The 21,657-nt window shown below is 47.0% G+C and carries 23 protein-coding genes; 22 read left to right on the top strand and 1 reads right to left on the bottom strand.

Going from position 1 to position 21,657, the window contains the following annotated elements:
* The first annotated feature begins 243 nt into the window (after positions 1–243).
* The 8 genes from QVE09_RS30595 to pssA all read left to right on the top strand — a co-directional run bounded on the left by QVE09_RS30595 (position 244) and on the right by pssA (position 10,139).
* Positions 244–1,419: a GNAT family N-acetyltransferase gene (locus QVE09_RS30595; RefSeq protein WP_315939814.1), complete on the top strand. Its 1,176-nt coding sequence runs from the start codon at positions 244–246 to the stop codon at positions 1,417–1,419.
* Positions 1,420–1,880: 461 nt separating this feature from the next.
* Positions 1,881–2,342 (top strand): CtsR family transcriptional regulator, encoded by a 462-nt coding sequence (locus QVE09_RS30590; RefSeq protein ID WP_315939813.1) that lies wholly within the window; start codon positions 1,881–1,883, stop codon positions 2,340–2,342.
* Between the two features lie 31 nt (positions 2,343–2,373).
* Complete coding sequence (gene mcsA, locus QVE09_RS30585) at positions 2,374–2,898, top strand: protein-arginine kinase activator protein McsA (RefSeq protein ID WP_315939812.1); 525 nt, start codon at positions 2,374–2,376, stop codon at positions 2,896–2,898.
* A gap of 28 nt (positions 2,899–2,926) precedes the next feature.
* Positions 2,927–3,997, top strand: coding sequence for a protein-arginine kinase McsB (mcsB, locus tag QVE09_RS30580; protein WP_036607140.1), 1,071 nt, complete (start codon positions 2,927–2,929; stop codon positions 3,995–3,997).
* A gap of 184 nt (positions 3,998–4,181) precedes the next feature.
* Positions 4,182–6,644, top strand: a complete 2,463-nt coding sequence (locus tag QVE09_RS30575; protein ID WP_062836200.1) for an ATP-dependent Clp protease ATP-binding subunit — start codon at positions 4,182–4,184, stop codon at positions 6,642–6,644.
* Positions 6,645–6,904: 260 nt separating this feature from the next.
* Complete coding sequence (radA, locus tag QVE09_RS30570) at positions 6,905–8,272, top strand: DNA repair protein RadA (protein WP_036671578.1); 1,368 nt, start codon at positions 6,905–6,907, stop codon at positions 8,270–8,272.
* A 13-nt stretch (positions 8,273–8,285) separates the two neighbouring features.
* The gene (gene disA / locus QVE09_RS30565) at positions 8,286–9,362 is read left to right on the top strand and encodes a DNA integrity scanning diadenylate cyclase DisA (RefSeq protein ID WP_315939811.1); all 1,077 of its coding nucleotides are present in this window, start codon (positions 8,286–8,288) and stop codon (positions 9,360–9,362) included.
* 45 nt (positions 9,363–9,407) lie between these two features.
* A complete protein-coding gene (gene pssA, locus QVE09_RS30560) occupies positions 9,408–10,139 on the top strand; it encodes a CDP-diacylglycerol--serine O-phosphatidyltransferase (RefSeq protein WP_062836169.1) in 732 nt (243 codons plus the stop codon).
* Between the two features lie 126 nt (positions 10,140–10,265).
* On the opposite strand, the gene QVE09_RS30555 is transcribed toward pssA, so the two are convergent.
* A complete protein-coding gene (locus tag QVE09_RS30555) occupies positions 10,266–10,661 on the bottom strand; it encodes a nucleoside triphosphate pyrophosphohydrolase family protein (RefSeq protein WP_017692049.1) in 396 nt (131 codons plus the stop codon).
* Between the two features lie 173 nt (positions 10,662–10,834).
* Here QVE09_RS30555 and QVE09_RS30550 point away from each other — a divergent pair, with 173 nt between their 5' ends.
* From QVE09_RS30550 to rplK, 14 genes are all read left to right on the top strand, one after another.
* Positions 10,835–11,920: a PIN/TRAM domain-containing protein gene (locus QVE09_RS30550; RefSeq protein WP_315939810.1), complete on the top strand. Its 1,086-nt coding sequence runs from the start codon at positions 10,835–10,837 to the stop codon at positions 11,918–11,920.
* An 82-nt stretch (positions 11,921–12,002) separates the two neighbouring features.
* Positions 12,003–12,698, top strand: a complete 696-nt coding sequence (gene ispD, locus QVE09_RS30545; protein WP_091039159.1) for a 2-C-methyl-D-erythritol 4-phosphate cytidylyltransferase — start codon at positions 12,003–12,005, stop codon at positions 12,696–12,698.
* Positions 12,695–13,171: a 2-C-methyl-D-erythritol 2,4-cyclodiphosphate synthase gene (gene ispF / locus QVE09_RS30540; protein ID WP_315939809.1), complete on the top strand. Its 477-nt coding sequence runs from the start codon at positions 12,695–12,697 to the stop codon at positions 13,169–13,171. The genes ispD and ispF overlap by 4 nt, the downstream gene beginning before the upstream one ends.
* A 33-nt stretch (positions 13,172–13,204) precedes the next feature.
* Positions 13,205–14,662, top strand: a complete 1,458-nt coding sequence (gene gltX, locus QVE09_RS30535; RefSeq protein ID WP_315939808.1) for a glutamate--tRNA ligase — start codon at positions 13,205–13,207, stop codon at positions 14,660–14,662.
* Positions 14,663–15,200: 538 nt separating this feature from the next.
* Positions 15,201–15,860: a serine O-acetyltransferase gene (gene cysE / locus QVE09_RS30530; RefSeq protein WP_036607155.1), complete on the top strand. Its 660-nt coding sequence runs from the start codon at positions 15,201–15,203 to the stop codon at positions 15,858–15,860.
* A gap of 42 nt (positions 15,861–15,902) precedes the next feature.
* Complete coding sequence (cysS, locus tag QVE09_RS30525; protein ID WP_315939807.1) at positions 15,903–17,303, top strand: cysteine--tRNA ligase; 1,401 nt, start codon at positions 15,903–15,905, stop codon at positions 17,301–17,303.
* The gene (locus tag QVE09_RS30520) at positions 17,300–17,779 is read left to right on the top strand and encodes a Mini-ribonuclease 3 (RefSeq protein WP_315939806.1); all 480 of its coding nucleotides are present in this window, start codon (positions 17,300–17,302) and stop codon (positions 17,777–17,779) included. The genes cysS and QVE09_RS30520 overlap by 4 nt, the downstream gene beginning before the upstream one ends.
* A gap of 43 nt (positions 17,780–17,822) precedes the next feature.
* The gene (gene rlmB / locus QVE09_RS30515; protein ID WP_315939805.1) at positions 17,823–18,569 is read left to right on the top strand and encodes a 23S rRNA (guanosine(2251)-2'-O)-methyltransferase RlmB; all 747 of its coding nucleotides are present in this window, start codon (positions 17,823–17,825) and stop codon (positions 18,567–18,569) included.
* Between the two features lie 5 nt (positions 18,570–18,574).
* The gene (locus QVE09_RS30510) at positions 18,575–19,096 is read left to right on the top strand and encodes an NYN domain-containing protein (RefSeq protein ID WP_036607162.1); all 522 of its coding nucleotides are present in this window, start codon (positions 18,575–18,577) and stop codon (positions 19,094–19,096) included.
* A gap of 171 nt (positions 19,097–19,267) precedes the next feature.
* Positions 19,268–19,912 (top strand): RNA polymerase sporulation sigma factor SigH, encoded by a 645-nt coding sequence (sigH, locus tag QVE09_RS30505; protein WP_017692059.1) that lies wholly within the window; start codon positions 19,268–19,270, stop codon positions 19,910–19,912.
* 304 nt (positions 19,913–20,216) lie between these two features.
* Entirely contained in the window at positions 20,217–20,366 is a 150-nt protein-coding gene (gene rpmG / locus QVE09_RS30500; protein WP_072735843.1) for a 50S ribosomal protein L33, read from the top strand.
* A 17-nt stretch (positions 20,367–20,383) separates the two neighbouring features.
* A complete protein-coding gene (secE, locus tag QVE09_RS30495; protein ID WP_017692060.1) occupies positions 20,384–20,575 on the top strand; it encodes a preprotein translocase subunit SecE in 192 nt (63 codons plus the stop codon).
* Positions 20,576–20,596: 21 nt separating this feature from the next.
* Positions 20,597–21,130, top strand: coding sequence for a transcription termination/antitermination protein NusG (nusG, locus tag QVE09_RS30490; RefSeq protein WP_024633599.1), 534 nt, complete (start codon positions 20,597–20,599; stop codon positions 21,128–21,130).
* 68 nt (positions 21,131–21,198) lie between these two features.
* Complete coding sequence (rplK, locus tag QVE09_RS30485; protein ID WP_017692062.1) at positions 21,199–21,624, top strand: 50S ribosomal protein L11; 426 nt, start codon at positions 21,199–21,201, stop codon at positions 21,622–21,624.
* Positions 21,625–21,657 lie beyond the last annotated feature (33 nt).

Genomic DNA, 21,657 nt, shown 5'->3' with positions numbered 1-21,657 from the left:
TAAGCCCTCTAGCGCCGATGGTACTTGGACCGCAGGGTCCTGGGAGAGTAGGACGCCGCCAAGCGAAGAACCACTGCCGATGTTATTCGGTGGTGGTTTTTATTTGTTTATTTTAGGGGATGCGAAAGCATCTCTTATTTGACTTTGTAAGAATCCTCTGACACACTCTAAGGGGTACATATATCAGATATCAGGCCATGAATTGGATTGATAATAACTCTAGCGAATGGGGTGTAGGACGACATGGAAATTCAGAAATTGACGGTAGATGATTTTGAACCGGCGATGACACTCTCCGAATATGCTTTTCAAGTGGTAATGAGTGATGAACAAAAAGAAAAGCGACGGAGCCAATTTTCGTCACAGGATATATGGGGTGTATATGAGGATGGGCAGCTAGGAGCCAAACTTCACATTATCCCTTTTCAAACCTATATTCATGGCAGATCGTTCGAGATGGGCGGTATTGCGGGTGTAGCCACCTGGCCAGAGTATAGACGCAAAGGCTGGGTAGCGGGTCTGCTGAAGCATGCGTTGGAAGAAATGAATCGTAACAAACAAAGTATATCGTTCTTGCATCCATTCTCTTTTGGTTTCTATCGGAAGTATGGATGGGAGACTTATGTTGAATTTAAACGTTATAAAGTACCCACAGCTCATTTGCCTATGAAAAAAGCGACACCTGGAACAATTCGGCGTGGGGATCCGGGCCTCAGCATATTAAAAGAAGTATACAGTGCTTATGCTGAGCGTTATAACGGAACTCTGGTTCGGGATGATGCAAGGTGGGAAAATTCAGTTCTTGTTAATGGGACCAGCCAGAAGGCTGTATATTACAATGAAGCTGATGCAGCACAAGGTTATCTTTTATATGAGGTTAAGGAAAATAAGTTTACCATTAAAGAGATCATCTATCTGAATGAAGAGGCTAGGCAAGGACTGTGGACCTTCATTGCCAACCATGATTCCATGATCCAGGAAGTTACGTTGCAGGCGCCTGCCAGTGATACACTTGCCTTCCAATTGGATAACCCACGGATTCAGCAGGAGATCGTACCTTATTTTATGGCGCGTATCGTTAGTGTAGAGCAGTTTATATCCCAGTATCCATTTGCGAGCCAGGACTCACCGGTGCAGATTGTTCTACAGGTAGAGGATACTTACGCCCCGTGGAATGAAGGAGTATGGCAATTAAACGTAGCGATGAATGGAACAGCGTCCATATGGAAAACTTCGGAGCCAATTACTGATGATCAGACCATTAAGGTGGATATTCAATCCCTTACCGCGGTGCTGATGGGATATCGCAGACCAACGGAAATGGCACGAATCGGAAGAATTCATGGACCGAACACAGCAATCAAGGCTTTGGAACAAGCGATTCCTGAACGGGAAACCTATTTACTCGATTTCTTTTGATGACTATTCCCACTGCTCCATTTAACTTGATTAGCTTATATAGAAATACGGCGTGATTGAAAGACAAATGGACTTCTCCAGCAATTTTGGAGAGGTTTTTTTGTGTCTGGGGAATATTTCGTGTAAAATCGTAAAAAATGAATAGTGACCCCACTTGGCAAACCCACAAAATATGCTATAATGTATATAAAGTCAAAGAAAGTCAAAGTCAACTAAAGGTTTAATACTTAAGTAGCTTTCTTTCTACAATCTGATGTTTGATCGCCAATATACGGGATTCATTTCATCAGAGGATCAAGGGAATATTAAAGGACCTTCGTGCTTCCTTCGCTCTCCTGTTGACACCTGTGGAAGCAAGATTCGCTGTTTCCCTGATTGGTTAAATGGGTAGAGAAGGTGTACTCTGTGGGGGCGTGTGGGTCCTTATTGACTTAACGTTTCAGACAGTGGAGGATGATTGGATGCGTAATATCTCTGATATTATCGAACGATATCTGAAGAGTATTTTGCATGAAAGTCCCGAAGGAATGGTTGAAATTCAGCGTAATGATCTGGCAGATCAATTCTCATGTGTACCTTCCCAGATCAATTATGTCATCAGCACACGTTTTACACTCGAGAAGGGATACCTGGTAGAGAGTAAACGTGGCGGCGGTGGTTATGTTCGCATACAGCGCATTGAATTACCGGCCCAATCAGCTCTGCATAATCATTTGCACCATAGTATTGGTGAAGAGATCGGGCAGACAGCTGCCGAAGGTCTGATCTATCAGCTGGAAGAAGCACGCTTCTTGAGCAAGCGTGAAGCCGGGTTGATGCGATCTGCTGTATCTAGAGAGGTTATATTAGTCAAACTTCCTTACCGGGATCAAATTCGTGCCAGAATGTTGAAGGCGATGTTAATATCTTTGCTCGGTAAATGAAAACTATCGGGGTCAAAGGAGGTACATCAATATGCTGTGCCAAGAATGCAATAAACGTCCGGCAACACTTCATTTTACGAAGATCGTTAATGGAGAGAAGACGGAATTCCATATTTGTGAGTCATGTGCCCGTGAAAAAGGGGAAATGATCCCTGGAACAGCAGGTGGGTTTTCCATTCACAACTTGTTGTCCGGCTTGCTTGATTTTGATCCAGCCAGCAAAAGTGGATCGGCAGGAACACCACCTGCAAAAGCTCTTCAATGTGAAGAATGTGGTATGACGTACGCACAATTTAGTAAGGTAGGACGCTTCGGCTGTAGTTCATGTTATAAATATTTTGACAGTCGTCTGGATCCTTTGTTCAAGCGGGTTCATGGTAATACGTCCCATGTAGGCAAAGTGCCTGCACGAGCTGGTGGTCGCATCAAGGTGAAACGGCAAATTGCTGATCTGAAGCGTGAGCTCCAGGAGAGCATCGCACAAGAGGAATTTGAAGAGGCGGCTCAGATCCGTGACCAGATTAGAGGACTTGAAAAAGGAATAGCTCAGGAGTAAAGTTTGTCATGAGTAGGAGGGATGCGTAATGCCTAATCTGCGCTTTACAGAGAAGGCGCTCAGCGACTGGATGCGCAGTGATGCGGCTGATTCTGAAATCGTCATTAGCAGCCGTGTCCGGATTGCACGCAACCTTCAGCATGTTCCGTTTCCGATGCTGGCTTCCAATGAGCAATCGGAAGAGGTGCTGAATAAGCTGAGCGAAGTACTTCAATACGATGACGTTCATGCCTTTGGGGATTTTCATACGTTGGATCTGATCGATATTGACGAACTCGACAAACGGGTGCTGGTGGAGAAACATCTCATCAGTCCAAGTCTTGCGAATGAATCCAGGAATGGTGCGGTTATTCTCAGTGAGGATGAGTCTGTCAGTATTATGATTAATGAAGAGGATCATCTTCGTATCCAGTGCCTCTATCCGGGGTTCCAGGTGAAAGAAGCCTGGGAGAAAGCTTCCGCAATAGATGATGCTTTTGAAGCGCACGTGGATTATGCTTTTGATGATCGCAGAGGATATTTAACCAGCTGTCCTACCAATGTAGGTACAGGTGTCAGAGCATCGGTTATGATGCACTTGCCTGCCCTGGTGATGACACAGCAGATTGGCCGTATTTTAACCGCAGTTTCCCAAGTGGGATTAACTGTAAGGGGGATATACGGTGAGGGCAGTGAGGCGATGGGTAACCTGTTCCAGATTTCGAACCAGATTACACTGGGACAGACCGAACAGGAAGTCATCGAGAACCTGCATGGTGTTGTGTTACAGATGATTGGTCATGAACGTACAGCCAGAGAACGGTTAATTACGGACTCCAGACTTCGGATTACGGATCGTGTCATGCGTTCTTACGGCATATTGTCTCATGCAGCTATTGTTGATTCCAAGGAAGCTGCACAGCGCTTATCGGATGTACGCCTTGGCGTGGATCTCGGCTTGTTGGATGGACTGTCCATCACGGTAATGAATGAGTTGAATGTGATGACACAGCCGGGATTTTTGCAGAAAACATTCGGGGAAGATATGCGCACAGATGAGCGTGACATCTACCGTGCTCAGTTGATTCGTGATACGATCAATGCAGCGAAGCAGTCCTAGCTTAGCCTGATATTGTATTGAATTATGGTTTCATGCCGCATTGCGGCTTTTATATAATAAGGCATGTACAAATGCCGAATGACTTTATTCGCAGCACGGCTGCAAACAAAAATGATATGAAGAATACGACGGTTATTTCATTACATGACCTCGTTTTATCCAAAACCATGGAGGTGCAGGAGATATGATGTTTGGAAGATTTACGGAACGGGCCCAAAAGGTGCTCGCACTCGCGCAGGAAGAAGCTGTCCGTCTCGGTCATAATAACATCGGTACTGAGCATATTTTGCTCGGCCTCATTCGTGAAGGCGAAGGCATCGCAGCCAAAGCACTGATCGGCCTGGGACTCGGATTGGAAAAAATTCAGGATGAAGTAGAAACGCTGATTGGCCGCGGCCAAGAGCAACCTACCAACATTGCATATACGCCACGTGCGAAAAAAGTAATTGAACTGTCTATGGATGAAGCTCGTAAATTGGGCCACACCTATGTAGGCACAGAGCATATCCTGCTCGGATTGATTCGTGAAGGCGAGGGTGTTGCAGCACGTGTGCTCAATAACCTGGGTATTAGCCTGAACAAAGCACGTCAACAAGTGCTGCAATTGCTTGGCAGCAGTGAAGCTGTATCCAGTCATAATGGAACACCTGCCAATGTCAGCACACCAACGCTGGACAGTCTGGCACGTGACCTCACGGCTTATGCGAGAGAGAATAACCTTGACCCCGTCATTGGACGTAGTAAAGAAATTGAACGTGTCATCCAGGTGCTCAGCCGTCGTACCAAGAACAACCCGGTATTGATCGGTGAGCCAGGTGTAGGTAAAACAGCGATTGCTGAAGGCCTTGCACAAAAAATCATTGCAAATGAGATTCCTGAAACATTGCGCGACAAACGTGTAATGACCCTGGATATGGGTTCAGTAGTCGCTGGAACCAAATATCGTGGTGAGTTCGAAGATCGTCTGAAAAAAATCATGGATGAGATTCGCCAAGCAGGTAACATTGTCCTGTTTATCGATGAATTGCATACCTTGATTGGCGCAGGCGGAGCTGAAGGTGCCATCGATGCTTCTAACATTTTGAAACCGGCTCTGGCCCGTGGAGAATTGCAATGTATCGGTGCGACAACACTGGATGAATATCGTAAATACATCGAGAAGGATGCAGCGCTTGAGCGTCGTTTCCAACCGATTACTGTAGATCAGCCTTCTCCGGAAGAAGCGATTCAAATCTTGCACGGCTTGCGTGACCGTTATGAGGCGCATCACCGCGTGAAAATTACGGACGAAGCGATTGTGCAGGCGGTTAAACTGTCTGACCGTTACATTACAGACCGTTTCCTGCCAGACAAAGCGATTGACCTGATTGATGAGGCGGGTTCCAAAGTAAGATTGAACTCTTACACGATCCCACCAAACCTGAAACAACTGGAAAGCCGTCTGGAAGATATCCGTAAGGAAAAAGACGCAGCAGTTCAAAGTCAGGAGTTCGAAAAAGCAGCCGCTCTGCGTGATACGGAACAAAAAATCCGTGAAGAGCTGGATGTAACGAAGAACCAATGGAAAGAAAAACAAGGTCGCACGGATTCCGAAGTAACACCTGAGGATATCGCACAAGTGGTAGCCAACTGGACAGGAATTCCGGTGAACAAGCTGAAAGAAGAAGAAACACAGCGTCTGATGAATCTGGAATCGATTCTGCATGAACGTGTCATCGGCCAGGATGAGGCTGTGAAATCGGTCAGTCGTGCGGTGCGTCGTGCTCGTGCGGGACTTAAAGATCCAAAACGTCCGATGGGTTCATTCATCTTCCTCGGTCCTACTGGGGTAGGTAAAACAGAACTTGCTCGTGCTCTGGCTGAAGCGATGTTCGGTGATGAAAATGCAGTAATCCGTATTGATATGTCCGAGTATGGCGAGAAACATTCGACTTCCCGACTCGTCGGAGCGCCTCCGGGATATGTTGGATACGAAGAAGGTGGTCAGCTGACAGAGAAAGTTCGTCGCAAACCATACTCCGTAGTCCTGCTCGATGAGATCGAGAAAGCACACCCGGAAGTATTCAATATCTTGCTGCAAGTACTTGAGGATGGTCGTCTGACGGATTCCAAAGGTCGCGTTGTTGACTTCCGGAATACGCTGATTATCCTGACATCCAACGTGGGTGCCGAAGCGATCAAACGTAACTCTACACTTGGTTTCACAGCGGTTGTGGATGCAGGTGCGGATTATGATAACATGAAGGGTAAAGTCATGGATGAGCTGAAGAAAAGCTTCCGTCCAGAGTTCCTTAACCGGATTGATGAAATTATCGTATTCCACTCTCTGGAACAGAAACATATTGCTGAGATTGTTACCCTCATGAGTGAGGAGCTTCGCAAACGGCTGCGTGAATACGAGGTTGACTTCGAACTCACCGACAATGCCAAGGATTTCCTTGCCAAAGCCGGCTTCGATCCAGCTTACGGTGCGCGTCCGCTTCGTCGGGCAATCCAGAAGCATATCGAGGACAAATTGTCTGAAGAGTTGCTCACAGGTAACGTAACCAAAGGGGATTCATTACTCATCGACGAAGAGAACGGTGCACTGTCTGTAACGAAAAAAGACGTAGTTGTTCCTTCGAATGAGGAAATTGAAACCAAATAATATACAGCAAGCTTTGGAGTTAAACTTCAGCTTGTATTGATCCTTAATCCTTCTCGGCTTCGGCCGGGGAGGATTTTTTGCACTTTGGACAGAAGACGGACATGATTATGTCAGGAACATGTGTAAAGTTTGCGATAATCCTTTACGAAAAATCTCAAACAATGGTAAACTTTTAGTAACCCTGCACGTCAGGGAGTTTGGGTGAAATTCGTCGAATAATGCAAAATGTTGTTATAAAACTAAATTATAGGAGTGCTGAAGTGGCCAAAGTTAAAACCAAGTTTCAATGTACGGAATGCGGCTATGAAGCCCCCAAGTGGTACGGTAAGTGTCCGGGTTGTCAGTCATGGAATTCAATGGTGGAAGAGACAGAGACGGTAGTCAAAACACAAGGAAGAAATTCTCCTCTGTTTGACAGTAAAGATAAACCGCTTCCTATCATAGATATAGATAGCGGTCAGGAACCGCGCGTACAGACTGGAATCGGAGAGTTGAACCGGGTATTGGGTGGCGGAATCGTTCCAGGCTCACTCGTTCTGGTGGGTGGAGATCCAGGTATCGGTAAATCAACGTTGATGTTGCAGACGTCCCATGCTTTGACGCATTCGGGTTTGCGTGTGTTATATGTTTCCGGTGAGGAATCAGTCAAGCAAACCAAATTGCGGGCAGACCGTCTCGGGGCACTCTCTGCCGAGTTGTATGTACTGTGTGAAACCAATATGGAACGTGTAGAGGAAGCGGTGGATCAGATCCAGCCGCATTTTCTTGTCATCGACTCCATTCAGACAGTATATCTTCCCGAAGTTACCAGTGCGCCTGGTAGTGTAGCACAGGTAAGGGAATGTACGTCAAGGTTCATGCGGATTGCCAAAGGCAGAGGCATTGCAACGGTTCTTGTGGGGCATGTTACCAAAGAAGGTGCCATTGCCGGTCCACGTATGTTAGAACATATGGTGGATTGCGTGCTTTATTTTGAAGGAGAACGGCATCACACGTATCGCCTGCTGCGTGCGGTGAAGAACCGTTTTGGTTCCACCAATGAGATTGGCATTTTTGAAATGGGTGAGGATGGACTTCGTGAGGTAGGCAATCCGTCCGAACTCTTTTTGTCGGAACGTCCACTGGGTGTAGCAGGTTCAACGGTAGTTGCCAGTATGGAGGGGACACGTCCTCTGCTCGTGGAATTGCAGGCGTTGATCTCGACCACCCATTTCCCTTCTCCTCGCCGTATGGCAACAGGGGTAGATCTGCATCGATTAAATCTGATCATTGCAGTGCTGGAGAAACGAATGGGCATGTTTTTACAGACCCAGGATGCGTATCTGAACGTGGCTGGTGGAGTAAGGCTGGATGAGCCCGCTGTAGATTTGGCGGTTGCTGTCAGCATTGCATCCAGTTTGAGAGATGTACCGACCAAACCGGATGACGTCATCTTTGGCGAGATTGGTCTGACAGGTGAGGTTCGAGCCGTATCACGGGCCGAACAACGAGTGAAGGAAGCCGCGAAGCTGGGCTTCAAGCGAGTCATTTTACCGGAAAAAAGCTTAAAGGGCTGGAAACATCCTCGCGGGATACAACTGATCGGTGTGAATACCGTGGCAGATGCACTAGCGGTTGCTTTAGATTAGGGGGCATAACAAGATGAAAGATTCGAGCCAACTGGATAAAATGAATGAATTGTTAAGGCTGATCGCACCAGGTACACCTTTCCGCGAAGGTCTGGAAAATGTGCTGCGCGCCAAGACGGGCGCACTGCTTGTTGTAGGATACAGCCCTGAAGTAATGGAAGTGGTGGATGGGGGATTCTCGATTAACTGTGATTTCTCCCCGAACTATCTGTACGAACTCGCCAAGATGGATGGAGCCATTATTCTTAGCGAGGATTTGAAGCGTATTCTTTACGCCAATACCCAGTTAATCCCGGATTCTTCGATCTCTTCATCAGAGACGGGGATTCGTCACCGGACGGCAGAGCGTGTAGCGAAGCAAACGGGTAAATTGGTCGTATCCATATCACAGCGCCGGAATATCATTACCTTGTATCAGGGAACACTTCGTTATTCCCTCAAGGAAATCGGGGTTATTTTGACCAAAGCGAATCAAGCGATTCAAACCCTGGAGAAATACAAAGCGGTATTAACACAGTCCCTTACGAATCTGAGTGCCTCTGAATTTGAGGAGCTGGTGACGATTCCTGAAGTGGTTAATGTGATTCAGCGTACTGAAATGGTGATGCGGATCAAAACGGAAATCAAACGATACATTCATGAACTCGGGAATGAGGGAAGACTCATTTCAATGCAAATGGAAGAACTCGTGGGTACAACGGAAGAAGAAGCCTGGTTATTGTATAAGGACTATGCCCGTGACGACAGTGATGACAAAATCCGTGAAATTATCGTGGGACTGAAAAGATTGTCGGACGATGAGTTGCTGGATGCACATCATATTGTCCGTCTTCTCGGCTATCCTTCATCAGCGGCTACTTCTGAGGATTCGGTTGCCCCTCGTGGATTCCGGGTATTAAATAAGATCCCCCGCCTGCCCAATGTCATTATCCATAACCTGGTGGATCAATTCGAACAATTACCTCATGTTATTATGGCTACAATTGAAGAACTGGATGAAGTGGATGGTATTGGTGAAGTTCGTGCCCGGACCATTAAGGAAGGCCTCAAACGTTTGCAGGAGCAGATGTTTATCGACAGACAGATGTAAGGGTTTGCCTATATAAAGGCTTGAAATGGATGAGGTGAAACAACGATGCTAACCAGATTCATTCCGAATCTCTTTACCCTGGGTAATCTGTTTCTTGGAATGATGGCAATTTTGCTTGCGATTGATGGAAATTACAGTTTGGCTGCCATTATGGTCATTGTAGCGATGCTGCTGGATGGTCTGGATGGCCGAGTGGCACGTGCACTCAATGCCCAAAGCGAATTCGGCAAGGAACTGGATTCCTTGTCTGACATGGTTTCCTTTGGTGCAGCACCAGCCCTGATCATATTTATGGTGTCATTTCAAGATTCGATGCCGATGCTCGCCTGGATCGCAACAGCGGCTTTTCCGATCTGTGGAGCCATTCGTCTGGCTCGGTTTAATGTTCGTCCCGGAATTCCCGGGTACTTCACAGGTCTGCCGATTCCGGCAGCCGGCGGAGTGCTGGCTACACTGTCCTTGTTCAACAAGGATATCGGCCCGATCAGCATGATGATTGCTACGTTGCTGTTATCATACCTGATGGTGAGTTCGCTTAAATACCCCAATTTTAAAAAGGTCGGTTTGCCACGCAAGGCAATCTGGATTGCACCATGGGTCGTGTTATTTGCCATAGCCGTAGCCGTTATTTTCCCGGAGCAGTTATCCAAATTGATCTTTATTCCGCTGGTGTTATACGCCTTGTATGGAATGAAGCATAATGTGCGAACAGCGGCCTCACGTAGTCGGGCGAAAAAGAGAAAGGATGAGAAATCTTCCCGTCCTTCCGATCGTTAAGTAACCTTGGGGACAGACACTATACAAAGAAAGCACGTACTCTCCTGAACTGGAGAATGCGTGCTTTTTGTTTATTCAGATCTATTTACGGTAAAAGAAACCCTTGCGAACGATATACATATCTTCTTACGACAGATTAAACATCCCTAATGTTGAACACTTCTGTGATTCGTGATTTACGACCTCTTCCATGTTAATGTCCAGCAGATTACAGAGAGCCGACATGTAGAACAGGTTCCGCCCTAGTTCAGAGCTGATGACCTCTCTGCAGTTCTCACACAACTCACCTTCCACATGCGTTTCCAGCAGGCCCTTGGTTTGAGCGATATCGCTCTCGGGGGCATATTTCTGCTTGGTGGCGTGCAGCTCGATGCAGCCGCATTCGGTAATGGCTTTGGACACGGCACGGTTAACAGACGCTCCGGCTTGTCCCGTTTTGGACAGTACATCAATCAGGCTGCGATGACGCAACAACAGTTCAGAAACTTGATCCTGGAAAGCCTGTAAACTTAGCGTACTCATTTTGCCACTCACCTCGGGATATGAATTGAATTCATTATATGCCAATAATTTACCTACTTTCAACTGACGATTGCAACATTTCCAAAAAGTTCTTGCGGATGGGATTAGCATTTCAGGAATTGGATCATACTGGATATAAAGATCAAGATACATTGAAGGAGGTGCAGGGACTAATGTGGAAAAAAGGCATTTTAACTTTTACAGGATTGTGCGGTGCATGGTTCGGCTACACGGCATATCATCTGGCAGGAAAATCGGTCCCATGGATGGCGGAGTGGATTCAGTCAGCAGGATTACTGGGAGCTGGTATATCGACGCTGCTGGGGGCTGTAATATTTATGGGCGTATGTAATATTGGTGGAACATTGATGGCAGATAGGCTGCATAGTGTAATCAATTCATTGGCAAAAGTACCTATGAACGAACTGGCGGCAGGTGCCGCAGGTACCGTTGCTGGGTTGCTGGTGGCCTTGTTGCTTTACCCTGTTGTGGGATGGATGGGGACGGCAGGAGAAGTGCTGCAAGTGGCGCTGACGGTGATTAGTGCTTATTCCGGCTACACCCTTGCCATGGCAAAGAAAGACGATCTGGGGGCCTTCTGGATGTCTGGGCGATGGGGTCATCCCGAGGTGGACGAGGATAGACGCATGGAAGAACATAAAATTCTGGATACTAGTGTAATTATCGATGGGCGTATCGCTGATATATGTAAAACCGGGTTTATTGAGGGCACAATCGTAATTCCGGAATTTGTTCTGGAGGAGTTACAGCATATTGCCGATTCATCGGATCTGCTCAAGCGGAACAGAGGACGGCGTGGACTGGACATTTTGAACAAAATCCAGAAGGAACTCGATGTAAAAGTCTTGATCTACGAAGGGGACTTCGAGGAAATCTCCGAGGTGGACAGCAAGCTGGTTAAACTGGCTAAAGTGCTCCAGGGCAAAGTGGTCACCAATGACTTTAACCTGAACAAAGTGTGCGAACTCCAGGGTGTATCTGTGTTGAACATTAATGATCTCGCCAATGCGGTTAAGCCGGTTGTTCTGCCAGGTGAGGAGATCATGGTGCAGATCATCAAGGATGGCAAGGAGCATGGTCAGGGTGTAGCCTATCTGGATGATGGCACAATGATCGTTGTAGAAGGCGGACGCGAGTATATCGGCATGATGATGGAAGTGCTCGTGACCAGTGTGCTGCAGACTTCAGCGGGACGAATGATTTTTGCCAAGCCTAAACTGTTGGAAAAAGCCCAATAAAGCGGTATGATGGGTAGTGTATCGTTGAATGATATTGTATATCTTTGGACGATAAACTGACAGACAAGGCAGGGATTGCGGCATGGATAAAGGGTGGGGCGTTGTCATTGTGGCAGCAGGTCGCGGAACCCGGATGGGGACGACCGAGAGCAAACAGTTTCTGTTGCTGCAGGACAAGCCCGTTTTCATACATACGCTTGAGGTATTTGCTGCGCTGGACGAGATCCGCGAGATGGTGCTGGTCACAGGAGCTGCAGATGTTGAACGCTGCCAGGATTGGGTAAAAGAATACCAACTGGATTCACGTGTCCGTGTTATCCCCGGAGGGAAAGAGAGACAACATTCTGTCCATAAAGGCCTTGAGGCACTTGGGACGGATTGGGTTCTCGTTCACGACGGGGTACGTCCTTTTGTGAACCATGAGCAGATCAAGGGATGCATGGCGGCCGCCATATCCGGTGGTGGAGCAGCTGTACTGGCGGTTCCCGTGAAGGATACGATCAAACAAGTGAATGCGGAAGGAGTCGTTACGGCGACGCCAGACCGCAGCAGTCTGTGGAGCATTCAAACCCCGCAGGCTTTTCGTCTTTCTTCCCTGCTCTCCGCCTACGAATCAGCCGAGCAGGACGGATTTCTGGGGACAGATGACGCCATGCTGGCTGAACGTCAGGGAATGTCGGTCAAGGTTGTGGAAGGCAATTATACCAATATCAAATTAACAACGCCGGAAGATTTGCAATACGCTGCGTTTTTGCTGGGGGGAGAGAAGAAGCGATGATACGTGTAGGACAGGGATTTGATGTACATCAGCTGGTAGAGGGACGCCCGTGTATTATTGGCGGAGTATCGATTCCTTATGAAAAAGGACTGCTGGGCCACTCGGACGCAGACGTGCTGTTGCACGCGATTAGTGATGCCATTTTGGGTGCGTTGGCACTTGGGGATATTGGCAAGCACTTCCCGGATACCGATCCGGAATTCAAAGATGCCGACAGCCTGAAATTGCTGGAGCATGTATGGCAGCTTGTGAAGGATCGCGGGTATAAGCTAGGGAATATCGACTCAACGATTATTGCCCAGAAGCCAAAGATGGCTCCTTATGTCCCACAGATGGCTGAGGTTATTGCCAAGGCACTGGAAGCGGATGTAACGCAGGTGAACGTGAAAGCAACAACGACAGAGCAACTGGGGTTCCCGGGACGGGGAGAGGGCATTGCCGCTCAATCCGTTGTTTGCCTTGTACGTGTGTGATATCATCAATCAATTAGTGACGGAGGGGATCATATGAGCACGGAAATTCGTGTGCGTTACGCGCCGAGTCCAACGGGACACCTGCATATCGGGAATGCCCGTACGGCGTTGTTTAACTATCTATATGCCAAACATAATAACGGTAAATTCATTATTCGTATTGAAGATACGGACGTGAAACGGAATATTGCCGGTGGTGAAGAAAGCCAACTGAAATACTTGAAATGGCTCGGAATTGAGTGGGACGAAAGTATTGACGTGGGCGGAGAATATGGACCATACCGTCAAACGGAACGTCTGGACCTCTATCGTAAATATACGCAAGAATTGCTGGATAAAGGTCTGGCTTACCGTTGCTTCTGCACGGAAGAAGAATTGGAGCAAGAGCGCGAGGAACAGTCCGCACGTGGAGAAACACCGCGTTATTCTGGCAAACACCGTGACCTGACTCCAGAGCAAATTAGTGCGTTTGAAGCGGAAGGCCGTGTAGCGAGTATTCGTTTCCGTGTGCCGGAAGAGCGCATATATACGTTTGATGATATGGTTAAAGGCACAATCTCGTTCAACAGCAAGGAATCCGGTGACTTCGTCATTGTGAAAAAAGACGGCATTCCCACATACAACTATGCCGTTGCTGTGGATGATCACTTGATGAAGATCTCCCACGTCCTGCGTGGGGAAGATCACATCTCGAACACGCCGCGTCAACTGATGATCTATGAAGCGCTTGGCTGGGAGCCGCCGCAATTCGGTCATATGACGCTGATTGTGAATGAAAATCACAAGAAGCTGAGTAAACGGGATGAATCCGTTATTCAGTTTATTGAGCAGTATGATCAGCTTGGCTATCTGCCTGAAGCGATGTTTAACTTCATTTCCCTGCTTGGCTGGTCGCCGGAAGGGGAGGAAGAGATCTTCTCGCAAGAGCAGCTGATCTCCATTTTTGATACGAAACGTCTGTCCAAGAGCCCGGCGGTATTTGATACGCACAAGCTGGCTCACTTGAACAACCACTATATCAAACATGCTGACCCTGAACGTATTGCTGAAATGGCCATTCCGCATCTGCAAAAGGCTGGACGTATCTCATCCGAGCTGTCTGCTGAACAAAAAGAATGGGCTTATACTCTGGTACACCTGTACCAGGAGCAGATGAATTCTGCCTCCGATATTGTGGAATTGTCCGAAGTGTTCTTCCGTTCCAATCTGGAGCTGGAAAGCGAAGGAGAAGTAGTGCTTGCGGAGGAGCAGGTGCCAACCGTGCTGAAGGCATTTGCCGATAAAGTACAGGCGAGCGAAGAGTTTACTCCAAGCAAAATGGCTGCATTAATCAAGGAAGTACAGAAAGAAACCGGCTTTAAGGGCAAACAGCTCTTTATGCCAATTCGTGTAGCCTTGACTGGACAGACACATGGACGGGATCTGAACCAAACGATCGTGCTTCTAGGTCGTGATACGGTGATCGAACGTTTGCTTGCGCAAGTAAAATAAGCTTATTCAAGGACATTCCGTTTATTTGGAATCCGAACACAGTCTTATGATGGATGGATTACGTAGGAGGCTGTTGTCAGTCTGAGGCCTTTTCGCTATAATAACAACACAACGAATAATTGATATGATTTATCTAATAGAACAGCAAAGATCGGGAGGAGTAGACTGACCCGGACAGATTCAGAGAGGATGGTCCCGCAGCAAAGAAAGATTTCTTTGGTAGCGGTGGCTGTGAACCATCCACTGTCCATCAGTCGAAATGCGCCCGTGAGCTGCACAGCCGAATCCAGCCCCGCCTTTGTCAATCATGACATGGGAAAACGTTAGGATAGGTTGTGACGATTGGTTTCCGTTACCAAACCGCTTGAGGGCTCATTCTATTTAAGAATGGACCGAGCAGAGTGGGACCGCGATAAACGCCTCTGCAGCTAAATGCTGCAGGGGCGTTTTTTTGTTTAGGCGAGTGTGCAGTACACTACCAAGGAACGCGCCGTCCGGTAAGCCGGAGGACGGGAACCTGAACAAGAGGGGAACGAGCATGTTCAAGAAGATCAGATCAGATATCCAGGCGGTGTTTGAAAACGATCCGGCGGCCCGAGGTTGGTTTGAAGTGGTATTCACCTACTCAGGGCTGCATGCGATATGGGCACACCGGATCGCTCATTTTTTATACAAGCGAAGATGGTTCTCGGTTGCCCGGTTCATTTCGCAGGTTAGTCGATTTATGACAGGAATCGAGATACATCCTGGAGCTACGATCGGAAATCGGTTGTTTATTGACCATGGAATGGGCGTCGTTATTGGGGAAACATGTGAGATTGGCGATGATGTCGTTATCTATCAGGGGGTTACCCTGGGCGGAACAGGGAAAGAAAAAGGAAAGAGACATCCGACCATTGGTAATAATGTGGTTATCTCATCCGGAGCAAAGGTGCTGGGTTCATTTAGCGTGGGGGATCAATGCAACATTGGTGCGAACTCCGTTGTGCTTAAGGAGGTCCCTTCCAATAGTACCGTGGTAGGTATACCGGGCAGAATTGTTAAACAGGATGGTCGACGGGTAGATCGCCTCAGTCAACAATTGCCCGATCCGGTCGTTGACTCCTTGCGCGGTATGCAAAAAGAACTCGAACGATTGCAGGAAGAAGTACGTACACTGCAGAATGCCCGTGAAAATGAGACTGTGCGTGATACGTGATACAATAAATAAAGGCAGTATAGGATGAAAGGATAAGTGACCATGACGCTTCAGATTTATAATACGATGAGTCGTACCAAAGAGGAGTTTGTTCCCCAAGAACCAGGGAAAGTAAAAATGTATGTCTGCGGACCAACGGTATATGACTACATTCACATCGGGAATGCACGCCCGGTTATCTTTTTCGACACGGTTCGTGGATACCTGGAACAGACAGGACATGATGTGAACTATGTGGTGAACTTCACGGATGTGGACGATAAGCTGATTCGCAAAGCAGAACAACTTGGAACAGACGTCCCTCATGTCGCGGAGAAGTTTATTGCGGCTTACTATGAAGACCTTGAGGGATTGGGTATTCCTAAGGCAAGCAGCAACCCGAGAGTAACGGAAAACATGCCGCTGATCATTGATTTTATCCGTGAGCTCGTTGAAAAAGGATTTGCGTATGAAAATGGCGGTGACGTCTATTATCGTACAGGCAAATTCAGCGAATATGGCAAACTTTCGAAACAAAACCTGCAGGAACTGCAATTCGGAATCCGTGTGGGTGTGGATGAGCGCAAAGAGCATCCCGAAGATTTTGTGCTCTGGAAGGCTGCCAAACCCGGTGAGATCTATTGGTCCAGTCCTTGGGGCGATGGTCGACCAGGTTGGCATATTGAGTGCTCCGCCATGGCTAGGGAGTACCTTGGGGATACACTGGACATTCACGGGGGTGGACAGGATCTACAATTCCCGCACCATGAGTGCGAATGCGCCCAATCCGAGGTATTAACAGGTAAACCACTTGCGAACTACTGGATGCATAATGGATTCATCCGGATTGATAACGAGAAGATGTCAAAATCACTCGGTAATGGTGTTCTTGTTAAAGACTTGCGGAATCAATATAAACGCGAAGCGATTCGTTATTTCATGTTGTCTACCCATTATCGCAACCCATTGAACTTCACGGATGATACGATGGAGCAGGCACAGAACAGTGTGGACCGCATTGCAAATGCGGTAGGTAACCTGAACCATCGTCTGAATGCAGTAACTGTTGATCAGGATATCACAGCAGAGTTTGCGGCAAGACTCGACCAAATTCGTCAGCAGTATCACGAGAAGATGCAGGATGATTTCAATACTCCTGATGCGATTACAGCTATGTTTGAGTGGGCAGGGGAAGCCAACCAACTGCTGCAGCAAGAAGTAGTTAATGCGGCTGACATTCGTGCGCTCCTCGAATTGTTCAATGAACTGAATGCTGTGCTGCGCATCTATACTGACGCAGAGCCAGAACTTCTGGATGAGGAAGTAGAACGTCTGATTGAAGAGCGTGTAGAAGCGCGCAAGTCCAAAAACTGGGCAAGAGCGGATGAAATTCGCGATGAATTGTCTGCACGTGGCATTCTGCTTGAAGATACGGCACAGGGCATGAGATGGCGGCGCAAATGAGCGAAGGACATCCAAATACACCAAAACAACAGGAGCAGGTCACAGAGGGAGGATGGTTCCCGTATCCTCCTTCCAGACCTGCGAGGTTGATTCCACCTATTGCACTGGCCTATATTGGTGATGCGGTATATGAGGTAGCTGTTCGTCAATATCTGTTGTCGAAGGCTAACATGCGTCCCAATCATTTGCACCGTAGTGCAACCGGATTGGTATCAGCGAAGGCACAGAGCCGCATACTTACAACGATTGAGGCTGAACTGACAGAAGAAGAACGTGATATCGTCCGGCAAGGGCGGAATGCCAAGTCGGGTAGTGTACCCAAAAATGCAGATGTGTTGGAGTACAGACATGCCACGGCTTTTGAATGTCTCATTGGTTACCTCTATAGCAGTGGTCATCATGATCGCATGATTGAACTGATCGGGCTTGGCATTGAGCACGCGGAACAACAATCGCCATTGCCGACAAAAAAATAGAAATTTCAACAAAACAACGCATTACAGAGAGGATCGAACAACGATGGAAGAAGAATGGATCGCCGGTAAACACTCCGTAACGGAGGCGCTGCGTTCAGGCCGGACCATTAATAAAATATGGATTGCCGATACAGCACAGAAACATCTGACTCAACCTGTTATCTCGGAAGCTAAAAAACTTGGTATTGTCATTCAACACGTGGACAAGCGTAAGTTGGATCAAACGGTACCAGGCATTCAGCATCAGGGGGTAGTTGCTCAGGCGGCACCTTACGCTTATGTGGAGGTAGAAGACATTCTTGCCGCAGCAAAAGCGAAGAATGAGCATCCTTTCCTGATTCTGCTGGATGAGATTGAAGATCCTCATAACCTGGGGTCGATTTTGCGGACAGCGGACTGTACAGGTGCGCATGGCGTCATTGTACCCAAACGTCGCTCTGCAGCGGTAACCGTGACGGTATCCAAAACATCAGCAGGCGCCGTGGAGTACGTGCCAGTGGCTCGTGTAAGTAATCTTGGCCAGACCATCGATCGCCTCAAAGAGGAAGGTGTATGGGTTGTAGGGACAGATGTCACGGCTCATGAAGGTGTCTTTGGTAATGGAGTCTTTACTGGCCCTGTGGCATTGGTAATCGGAAATGAGAACAAGGGAATGGGACGACTTATTCGTGAAAAATGTGATGTGCTGATCAAACTACCAATGCAAGGTCAGATTAATTCCCTGAATGCTTCCGTGGCAGCCGGGGTTGTCATGTACGAAGTGCTCCGCTCGCGTCAAGCGCAGGAATAGAAGGTATGGCTGATTCCCGTGATGTGCTTCTTGTAGACGGGTACAACATGATTGGCGACTGGCCGGAATTAACCAAACTGGCGGAAAGTGGGCTCGAAGAGGCACGTAACAGGCTTCTCTTTCGTCTTGCAGACTACCAGGCTTTCTCCGGCCGGCGAGTCATTGTTGTGTTTGACGCCTACCTCGTGCCTGGACTCGGTAAATCCTTTACTCAGAGCAAAGTGCAGATCTATTTTACAAAGGAAAAAGAGACGGCAGACGAATGCATTGAGAGACTCGTTCGGGAACTAAGCATGCGAAGACGCCAAATCTATGTGGCTACGAGCGATATGGTAGAGCAACATGTCATTTTTGGACAGGGAGCGCTACGTGTATCTGCAAGGGAGTTGCTAATTGAAGTTGAGCAGAACGAAAAAGAATTAAAAAAACGACTGGAAGAAGATCAGGCGAAGACCACGCGTAACACACTCGGGGGCAAGTTGAGTCCGGATGTATTAAAAGAGTTTGAGCGATGGCGCCGGGAATAACAGTGCGTTTTTACAAAATTTAGAATATTGAAACTCTTGACATTTATGTTATTGATGTTCTTTTTTAGGCAGAGCGTGGTTGACGGTGTAAGGTACCATCATATATACTGATCCTATATTTCATAGAGTAGAGTAACGGGGTACCTTGCGTTGCAGCCGGAGGGATTGTCTGTGAGTGTCGACCTCAAAGATATCATGTTATCTAAGTATGATTACCAAAGTGACGAAGACATTGTCGAAGCTTTCCGTGAAGGCGAAAGCGAAGCGTTAGAGTTTTTGATTAACAAATATCGTAACTTTGTACGCGCCAAGGCAAGATCTTATTTTCTGATTGGGGCAGACCGGGAAGATATTATTCAAGAAGGAATGATTGGCCTCTACAAATCCATTCGAGATTTCAAAGGGGACAAGCTGGCTTCGTTCAAGGCTTTTGCCGAACTGTGTATTACAAGACAGATCATCACGGCGATTAAGACAGCAACACGTCAGAAGCATATTCCACTTAATTCTTATGTATCTCTGGACAAGCCTATTTATGACGAAGAGTCTGATCGTACGTTACTCGATGTGATTTGTGGAACCCAGGTCAGTGATCCGGAAGAATTGATCATCAATCAGGAAGAGTTTGTGGGCCTGGAAGATAAAATGTCCGAGATTCTGAGTGATCTGGAACGTAAAGTATTGATGTTGTATCTGGACGGGAGATCTTATCAAGAGATTGCAGTAGATTTGGACAGACATGTAAAGTCCATTGATAATGCACTTCAGCGCGTCAAGCGCAAACTTGAAAAGTACCTGGAAGTTCGAGATAATTAAACACATGTTGTCGTTGACGGAAAAGGCTCGGTGTTTGAGTCTTTTTTTAGTGTCTCAAGTTTATAAAATCTAAGAATGTTTATACTAGTAATCGCTCGGTCCATGCAGGAGAAGAGAAAAACAGAGATGAGAAACGAATGTACGTTGTACGGAAGTAATACCCAATGAATGAAAGGCTATTCTTTCATTGACATGGTTATACCCTTGTGATAAAGTGTTTTAGGTAGGCCTAAATTTATGGCTTTTTTTCAGGATCAATTTAGAGACTCTGCTTGAATGTGGAAGTCTTCGGGAGGTGTACATCATGCGGGTAATTATTACTTTGGCTTGTACTAACTGCAAACAAAGAAATTACACTACGACAAAAAACAAGCGTAATCACCCCGACCGCATGGAGATGAAGAAATTTTGCAAGTTTTGTAACGAGCAGACTTCTCATCGCGAAACCAGATAGTTTTTGGAGGTGTCGGCGTGAAACGAAGTTTCAAATCTCTGATTTCCTTTTTCTCAGAAAGCTGGGCTGAACTTAAAAAAGTTCGCTGGCCTAATCGTAAAGAGCTGACCAACTACACATTGATCGTACTTGGTACTGTTGTGGTTATGACGCTGTTTTTTTGGGTCATTGACATTGGCATCTCCTTTGTGATCGAAGCGATTATTTAAGAAGGGTTCCGGTGGCTTGATATGGAAAAAAGATGGTACGTCGTTCATACCTATTCAGGGTATGAGAACAAGGTCAAGGCCAATTTGGAAAAACGCGTCGAGTCTATGGGCATGGAAGACAAGATATTCCGCGTTCTTGTTCCTATGGAAGAAGAAGTGGTAAACAAGGACGGTAAGAAAAAAACCGTTATGCGTAAAGTTTACCCCGGTTATGTCTTGGTGGAAATGGTACAGACGGATGATTCTTGGTATGTTGTTCGCAACACACCAGGTGTTACAGGATTTGTCGGTTCGACAGGTTCTGGGTCCAAACCAACTGCATTGTTGCCTGAAGAAGTGGAACAAATTCTGAAGCACATGGGTATGGTTGAACCTAAGCCGAAAATTGAGTTCGATATTAAGGAATCCGTACGTATTAAAGTCGGTCCTTTTGCGAATTTCGTAGGCTCCGTGGAAGAAATTTTGGTAGACAAGAGCAAGTTGAAAGTGCACGTGAACATGTTTGGACGGGAAACACCGCTTGAGTTGGAATATACGCAAGTGGAGAAGATATAGTCTCTTCAAGTTTCTTGTGGGAGGGTTGGAAAACCCGTTAACCACTATTTTGCAAGGAGGTGTCAATCATGGCGAAAAAAGTTATTAAAATGGTAAAACTGCAGATTCCAGCAGGTAAAGCAAACCCAGCACCACCAGTAGGTCCAGCTTTGGGTCAAGCAGGTGTCAACATCATGGCATTCTGTAAAGAATTCAACGCTCGTACAGCTGATCAAGCGGGATTGATTATTCCAGTTGAAATTTCTGTATTCGAGGACCGTTCCTTTACTTTCATCACTAAAACTCCACCAGCAGCAGTTCTGTTGAAAGTGGCAGCTAAAGTTGAAAAAGGATCCGGCGAACCGAACAAGAAAAAAGTTGCTACTGTTAAACGTGATGCGGTTCGTCAAATCGCAGAAACAAAAATGCCTGACCTGAATGCAGCAGACGTTGAGTCCGCTATGCGTATGGTCGAAGGTACTGCCCGCAGCATGGGTATCACCATCGAAGACTAATTTTCATAAGAAACATGGCTTCGTAAAACCGGT

Source organism: Paenibacillus sp. ClWae2A (assembly GCF_032452295.1).
In the GTDB taxonomy this organism is placed as follows: Bacteria; Bacillota; Bacilli; order Paenibacillales; family Paenibacillaceae; genus Paenibacillus.
The sequence above is the reverse complement of the archived record's forward strand: the minus strand, read 5'-3'. Positions and strand labels throughout refer to the sequence as shown.

Excerpts from the sequence above, each read along its gene's own strand:
- pssA (WP_062836169.1), top strand. The coding sequence starts at position 9,408 with ATGCTAACCAGATTCATTCCGAATCTCTTTACCCTGGGTAATCTGTTT.
- QVE09_RS30575 (WP_062836200.1), top strand. The coding sequence starts at position 4,182 with ATGATGTTTGGAAGATTTACGGAACGGGCCCAAAAGGTGCTCGCACTC.
- nusG (WP_024633599.1), top strand. The coding sequence starts at position 20,597 with ATGGAAAAAAGATGGTACGTCGTTCATACCTATTCAGGGTATGAGAAC.
- rlmB (WP_315939805.1), top strand. The coding sequence starts at position 17,823 with ATGGAAGAAGAATGGATCGCCGGTAAACACTCCGTAACGGAGGCGCTG.
- cysS (WP_315939807.1), top strand. The coding sequence starts at position 15,903 with ATGACGCTTCAGATTTATAATACGATGAGTCGTACCAAAGAGGAGTTT.
- gltX (WP_315939808.1), top strand. The coding sequence starts at position 13,205 with ATGAGCACGGAAATTCGTGTGCGTTACGCGCCGAGTCCAACGGGACAC.
- QVE09_RS30550 (WP_315939810.1), top strand. The coding sequence starts at position 10,835 with ATGTGGAAAAAAGGCATTTTAACTTTTACAGGATTGTGCGGTGCATGG.
- mcsA (WP_315939812.1), top strand. The coding sequence starts at position 2,374 with ATGCTGTGCCAAGAATGCAATAAACGTCCGGCAACACTTCATTTTACG.
- QVE09_RS30555 (WP_017692049.1), bottom strand. The coding sequence starts at position 10,661 with ATGAGTACGCTAAGTTTACAGGCTTTCCAGGATCAAGTTTCTGAACTG.
- cysE (WP_036607155.1), top strand. The coding sequence starts at position 15,201 with ATGTTCAAGAAGATCAGATCAGATATCCAGGCGGTGTTTGAAAACGAT.
- disA (WP_315939811.1), top strand. The coding sequence starts at position 8,286 with ATGAAAGATTCGAGCCAACTGGATAAAATGAATGAATTGTTAAGGCTG.
- QVE09_RS30595 (WP_315939814.1), top strand. The coding sequence starts at position 244 with ATGGAAATTCAGAAATTGACGGTAGATGATTTTGAACCGGCGATGACA.
- QVE09_RS30510 (WP_036607162.1), top strand. The coding sequence starts at position 18,575 with ATGGCTGATTCCCGTGATGTGCTTCTTGTAGACGGGTACAACATGATT.
- rpmG (WP_072735843.1), top strand. The coding sequence starts at position 20,217 with ATGCGGGTAATTATTACTTTGGCTTGTACTAACTGCAAACAAAGAAAT.
- QVE09_RS30520 (WP_315939806.1), top strand. The coding sequence starts at position 17,300 with ATGAGCGAAGGACATCCAAATACACCAAAACAACAGGAGCAGGTCACA.
- rplK (WP_017692062.1), top strand. The coding sequence starts at position 21,199 with ATGGCGAAAAAAGTTATTAAAATGGTAAAACTGCAGATTCCAGCAGGT.
- ispD (WP_091039159.1), top strand. The coding sequence starts at position 12,003 with ATGGATAAAGGGTGGGGCGTTGTCATTGTGGCAGCAGGTCGCGGAACC.
- ispF (WP_315939809.1), top strand. The coding sequence starts at position 12,695 with ATGATACGTGTAGGACAGGGATTTGATGTACATCAGCTGGTAGAGGGA.
- QVE09_RS30590 (WP_315939813.1), top strand. The coding sequence starts at position 1,881 with ATGCGTAATATCTCTGATATTATCGAACGATATCTGAAGAGTATTTTG.
- mcsB (WP_036607140.1), top strand. The coding sequence starts at position 2,927 with ATGCCTAATCTGCGCTTTACAGAGAAGGCGCTCAGCGACTGGATGCGC.